This is a genomic window from Zooshikella ganghwensis (assembly GCF_018263875.1).
GTDB lineage: Bacteria > Pseudomonadota > Gammaproteobacteria > Pseudomonadales > Zooshikellaceae > Zooshikella > Zooshikella ganghwensis.
In genome coordinates this window covers 202,023-208,111 of the sequence record NZ_JAEVHG010000010.1, presented here as the reverse complement: position 1 = coordinate 208,111, position 6,089 = coordinate 202,023, and the positions used below count along the sequence as shown (strand labels likewise).

The 6,089-nt window shown below is 41.2% G+C and carries 6 protein-coding genes and 1 rRNA gene; 5 read left to right on the top strand and 2 right to left on the bottom strand.

What is annotated here, in order from left to right:
- Positions 1–9: 9 nt before the first annotated feature.
- The 5 genes from rrf (at position 10) to KHS79_RS15290 (ending at position 4,131) form a co-directional block, all read left to right on the top strand.
- Positions 10–125: ribosomal RNA gene (rrf, locus tag KHS79_RS15310) — 5S ribosomal RNA — on the top strand.
- Positions 126–527: 402 nt separating this feature from the next.
- Positions 528–2,075 carry a 2-isopropylmalate synthase gene (locus KHS79_RS15305; protein ID WP_212720101.1) on the top strand — a complete coding sequence of 516 codons (1,548 nt, stop codon included), beginning with the start codon at positions 528–530 and terminating at the stop codon, positions 2,073–2,075.
- Positions 2,076–2,088: 13 nt separating this feature from the next.
- Complete coding sequence (locus KHS79_RS15300; protein WP_212720100.1) at positions 2,089–2,973, top strand: uracil-DNA glycosylase family protein; 885 nt, start codon at positions 2,089–2,091, stop codon at positions 2,971–2,973.
- Positions 2,974–2,995: 22 nt separating this feature from the next.
- Positions 2,996–3,466, top strand: a complete 471-nt coding sequence (rimI, locus tag KHS79_RS15295) for a ribosomal protein S18-alanine N-acetyltransferase (protein ID WP_212720099.1) — start codon at positions 2,996–2,998, stop codon at positions 3,464–3,466.
- A gap of 2 nt (positions 3,467–3,468) precedes the next feature.
- Positions 3,469–4,131, top strand: coding sequence for an energy-coupling factor ABC transporter permease (locus tag KHS79_RS15290; protein ID WP_212720098.1), 663 nt, complete (start codon positions 3,469–3,471; stop codon positions 4,129–4,131).
- Between the two features lie 23 nt (positions 4,132–4,154).
- Here the strand turns inward: KHS79_RS15290 and KHS79_RS15285 are convergent, their stop codons facing one another.
- Complete coding sequence (locus KHS79_RS15285; RefSeq protein ID WP_027710033.1) at positions 4,155–4,700, bottom strand: response regulator transcription factor; 546 nt, start codon at positions 4,698–4,700, stop codon at positions 4,155–4,157.
- 87 nt (positions 4,701–4,787) lie between these two features.
- Positions 4,788–6,059: an ATP-binding protein gene (locus KHS79_RS15280; protein ID WP_027710034.1), complete on the bottom strand. Its 1,272-nt coding sequence runs from the start codon at positions 6,057–6,059 to the stop codon at positions 4,788–4,790.
- Positions 6,060–6,089: the final 30 nt, after the last annotated feature.

Below are 6,089 nucleotides of genomic sequence, written 5' to 3'. Positions count from 1 at the left end.
AGGTTTATGCTTGACGACGATAGCGAGTGGGCACCACCTGATTCCATCCCGAACTCAGAAGTGAAACTGCTCAGCGCCGATGGTAGTGTGGCGTTTCGCCATGTGAGAGTAGGACATCGTCAAGCGCATATTGGAAGCCCTGGTACACCGTGCCAGGGCTTTTTGCTTTGGGGTTTTTAAGTGAGATTACGGTTGGTGGTAATAAACTTGTGAACTCTTAAATAGTCTCTATTGCCTTGGTTACGTGCTAAATAAGACGCTTTAAAATGCAAATCGGCGCTTGTACATGTAAGGTTGAGCAGATATAGTTACTAACACATAAATATTCGCTAAAACTAAAAATCGCTGATTTAAAGATGTGTAATAAAACTAAAACGACAGTGGTATTTCGTGACTTAAAAAATAGTTACCACCCTGCTTTTCTTACCCTCCTCCTCCTGCCTTAGGGCAGAAATTTATTATTCCATAAAAAAATCCTTTCAGAACTATACCTATTAGCTTGAGCTTTTGTTTTGGAGTGTTTTGCTATGAGCGAAAACCAGGTAATTATCTTTGATACAACATTAAGGGATGGGGAGCAGAGCCCTGGCGCATCAATGACGCGTGAGGAAAAATTACGTATTGCCAGAGCTTTGGAGAAAATGCGAGTTGATGTGATTGAAGCGGGTTTTGCAATGGCTAGTCCTGGTGACTTTGAGTCAGTGAAAAATATTGCTGGTCACATTAAAGATAGTATTATTTGCAGCTTAGCCAGAGCATTAGATGCTGACATTGATCGAGCAGCAGAAGCATTAAAACCAGCAAACTCAGCGCGTATTCATACCTTTATTGCAACATCACCAATTCATATGCAATACAAATTGCGTATGACCCCTGAGCAAGTTATTGATCAAGCCGTTCATGCGGTTAAGCGTGCAAGAAACCATGTAGAAGACGTCGAATTTTCTTGTGAAGATGCGGGACGCTCTGAATTAGACTTTTTATGTCGTATTATTGAAGCAGCGATTAATGCTGGAGCCAAGACAATTAATATCCCTGACACAGTGGGATATGCCATTCCGCACCAGTTTTCTGAGACAATTTCGCAGTTGCTGAATCGGATCCCTAATGCAGACAAAGCGGTATTTTCAGTACACTGTCATAATGACTTAGGCTTAGCTGTGGCAAATTCAATAGCGGCGGTAGCCAGTGGTGCTAGACAGGTAGAGTGTACGATCAATGGCTTGGGTGAGCGTGCAGGGAATGCCTCTTTAGAAGAAATAGTAATGGCTATAAAAACACGCCATGACTTACTCAACGTCGATACTAAGGTTGATACGACTCAAATCGTACCTACTTCTAGGCTGGTATCAAGCATCACAGGTTTTTCTGTCCAACCTAATAAGGCGATTGTAGGAGCAAATGCATTTGCTCACGAAGCAGGTATTCACCAGGATGGAGTGTTAAAGCATCGAGAAACCTATGAAATTATGCGTGCAGAGGATGTAGGGTGGAATGCCAATAAAATGGTTTTAGGTAAGCATTCTGGTCGTAATGCATTTCGAGCAAGGTTGGTTGAGCTAGGCATCGAGTTTGAGTCAGATGCTGAGCTGGCAGTTGCTTTTGGTAAGTTTAAGGAACTGGCAGACAAGAAACATGAAATTTATGATGAGGATTTGCAGGCCCTGGTGAGTGATACTCAACACTCAGAGCTTGTTGAAAACTATCGGCTAGTCTCTTTGGAAGCATATTCAAAAACAGGAGAAACGCCTATAGCTCATGTTACTCTTGAGATTGATGGGAGTGAGCAAACAGCTTCTGAGCAAGGGGATGGCCCTGTTGATGCAATATTTAAAGCTATTGAAAAAATGGCCTGTTCAAATGCGAATTTACAGCTTTACTCGGTAAATGCAATTACTGGTGGTACTGACTCACAGGGTGAGGTTACAGTTCGTTTAGAGCGTGATGGTCGAATAGTAAATGGCTCTGGGGCTGATACTGATATCGTTATCGCTTCAGCTAAGGCATATATTAATGCATTAAATTTGATTACATCAGATGCTTATCGGGCACACCCACAAGCAGCTGATGTTTAAGAGGTAATGTAGTGTGATTGAGCAGCAGCGTCAGGAGTACTTAAAAGCGATGGGAATTACCTCATGGTATTCTCGTTATTCTTTGGCTCATGCGCTGCCTTCAAACCCTTTGTTATGGACAGACGTTTCCACACCAAGCATAAATCAAATAGAGGCTGATGATACTAAGCGTGTTGATTTTCAGGAAGCAGGAAGTACTGCAGCTACAAACTTGCCAAATCTTCACGGCTTTTTACATACACCTAAGCGTAGTGAAGAAAAGCGTTCCTTACAGAAGCAGACAGCAGTATTAAGCCAGCAGCTTAAGTCTGTAATCAATACAGATGAAAGCCCTTCTTCTCAGGATTTAAAAAATAATCAACAGGTTGAGTCAAAAAACAAAGCTACGGATGTGTCTTCGGCTCAACCAGTTAGTAGCAGGCAGCCAGTACCGACATTTCGATTGGCAGTTTGTACTTGTCAGGATGCATTGATTATTACTGATTTACCCTATTCTTCCAGAGAGGGCTTCACTAAGCAGCATCAGAGCTTATTGATGAATATTCTTGCCGCTTTAAATTGGTCAGTGTCATTAAAGGATATTAATATTTTTAGCTGGCCTTTTACTCATCAGCAAATGATTGATCAGCACCGACAGATTGCACTTGATGCCCTTTCCCGTTATTTAGACTGTCATTACGATTATAATAATCACACAAATATTCTGTTGCTAGGTCGAGATGCTGCAGAGTTTACCTTGAATGCTGATAAACCTTTTGAACAGTTAAGGGGAAAGCAGAAGGTTAATAACGATAAGCAGCGAATTGTTGTCACGTACAGTATCGATGAACTATTGAAAATTCCTCAGTATAAGCGTGAAACATGGGTTGACTTAGTCACGTTGGTAGCCGGACAATAAAGATCTTGGGGTGAAATGCTCAGTGTCAACGCAAGAAATTGAACTGATTGTGCAGCCAATGACAATAAATAATTTGGACGCTGTATTAAGTAATGAAATGGAAGCTTATTCTCACCCGTGGAGTAAAGGAATCTTTCTGGATTGTTTACAGTCTGGCTATCACTGTAATGTACTGTACACACAAGAAAAAGCTGTTGGCCATAGTGTTTTGATGACAGTAGTTAATGAAGCTCATCTGCTAAATATTACTATCGCTCCTTGCTTTCAAGGGCAAGGTTTAGGGTGTTATTTACTGGATGTACTTATTGAGCATGCTAAACATTTAAATGCGACAACGATGTTTCTTGAAGTTCGTGAGTCTAATCATACCGCAATTGCACTATACCAAAGAGCTGGGTTCAACGAGGTAGGAATACGAAAAAACTATTACCCTTTGGCAAAAGGGCGTGAAAATGCAGTATTAATGGCATTACCACTGACTTCAGGTGGGTAGCTGTGTCATTCCACTCTTCGCTACTGACTTTCCACCAGTTATGGTTAGGTACTGTAATTTTTAGTGTTTTTTTTATTGTTGCGGTTGTCGCTATGCCGTGGCGATTGTGGTTGCAAAATAATACATGGCAACAGGTCACTTTTGCATCTTCCGTTGCTTTACTCGTTTTGTGGTTGATCCATAAAACGATAGTGCCAGGGTTAAGCTTTCACTTTCTGGGTATGGTTGCTTATACCCTGGTTGTTGGCTGGCCGTTAGCGCTGATTGGGGCTGCGCTGGTACAGTTTTTACTTACTACTGTTGGTATAACTGATGTCGCTAGTGTGGGGGTCAATAGCCTAATGGTTGGAATACCTGTCTTGATAACACAGTTGATGTTGCAGTGGGTTGAAGCCCGTAAGCCTAAAAATGTCTTTGTTTTTATATTTATTGTGTCGTTTATTCCTGCATTATTATCAACATTAATTGTACTAACTTTAGCGTTACTCTTGATGACTTGGGCTGGTAGTCAGTTACCTTTTGGTGTCAGCTGGGAACTTTTGGCTTTCGCTCCATTAGTTATGCTGCCTGAAGCTTTCATCAATGGCATGATAATTTCTGGATTAGTTGTTTATTATCCTGAATGGGTAATAACGTTTAATGAAAAGCGTTACTATCACAAATAACGCTATGTTAAACCCCATCAATATTACTCACGAACGGGTCGTTTTTGAAGTTTACGCTGCAGCGTTCGGCGGTGCATACCTAATTGGCGAGCAGTAGCTGAAATATTGCCCTGATTAGCGGTGAGTACTTGTTGAATATGTTCCCACTCAAGCCTATCAACAGACATTGGACGCTCTTTTACTGGTTGCTCAGGATTGGCGGCTTTGCATAGTAGCGCAGAAATGATTTCGTCTGCATTGGCTGGTTTGCAAAGGTAGTTGCTTGCACCTAGTTTTATAGCTTCAACAGCAGTTGCGATACTTGCATAACCTGTCAGAATGACAATTTTCATTTCTGGATTAGATGCTCTGAGAGACGCAATAAGGGCTAGCCCAGAAGGTCCCTCCATTTTCAAATCAACTACCGCAAAATCAGGGCTATGTTTAAGCAGTAAAGACTCTGCTTTTGGCACATTATCCGCAGTTAAAACATCAAATCCCCGTTTACGCATAGCACGAGCAAGCACTTGTAAAAACGTAAAATCATCGTCCACTAATAACATCTTAGGCGTAGCTTCATGTGCTGACATGTTGACCTCAAAATCTCTCTGATTTATCTCCCCTTTTATATAAGAGGATATGCTCATTGTTCACTTCTTTATTTTATAGGGCACTGACTACTGATCAGAAACTAGCGGCAGGCGAATATCAGTCAATGTGCCACCACTGGGTACATTAAATAAATGAACGGTACCTCCTAAGCGGCTAATTGTAGCTTTACTCAGAGATAAGCCTAATCCAAGCCCCGTTGATTTTGTTGATATAAATGGTTTGCCTAGCTGTTCTGCAATTTCTAGCGATATTCCTGGTCCATTATCGAAAAGCTGTATGCTAACCATTTGCTCAGTTTTGCATATCTGTATGTTGACCTGAGATGCACCTGCTTGTTGAGCATTATCTATCAAATTCAAAAAGGCTTGGTATAGCGCTAGATCACATTCTATTTTGTTTTCTTCAATGGGGTGGATGAATTGTATTGAGATTGGAAATGAGGGTTTAAGCAGTTGATATTGGTCGGTGAGATGCTGACAAAAGTCTGAAAGGTTGACGGTAGATTTTTGTTGGCTGGCTTCAGCTGCATTTACAAGGTTTTTTAGCAGCTTCCTGCAGTGGGTTACTTGCTGTTCTATACACTCAAGGTCTTGATATAACTCGGTGTTTTGTTGATGTTCGTTTAGTAAGTCATGAAGAAGTACAGATATCGTGGAAAGTGGGGTGCCAAACTCATGAGCGGTTCCTGCCGCAAATGTTGCCACAGTCATTAGTTGCTCATTATGAAGGTCTTCTTCTCTTTTTTTGCTGAGTAACTCATGTTGGAGTGCTACTGTTTTGGACATTTTAACAATGAAGTAAGTAACCAGTAAGGCACTGAACATAAAGTTTATCCACATACCAGCAATATGCAGGTTGACCATGCTGATTTGTCCCTTTTCAAGAAAAGGAACTGGAATAGCAATAGGCAATGGCTGGTAAAAGAATAACAACCCGCTATAGGCAGCAATACTGATAGCGGTAACGGTCCAAGTATAGAGCCAGGGCAAAATGGCTGATGAAATAATTATCGGAATCAAATAATAAAAAACAAAAGGATTACTGGCCCCTCCACTAAAGTACAGCAAAATAGAAAAGCTAATAACGTCAAAAAGGAGTTGAGCAAAAAACTCTCGCTCTGTTACAGGTAGCTGTTGGTATGTTCGAATCCAAGTGAGTAGCGTGATAATGGATACAATGAGCATTGTTGAGCCTAGTGTCCAACCATCAAGGATCACTTTGGCCCAGAGCATATAAGCTAAGGCAATGCTTTGGCCACATAACGCCAAGAACCGAATAAAACAAAGGCGGCGCAGATTTTGTCGGGAAGGTGAAAATGAGAAAGGCTTATCAAACATAGGCTCATTAATGTTGAAAGTTGAGTGTGT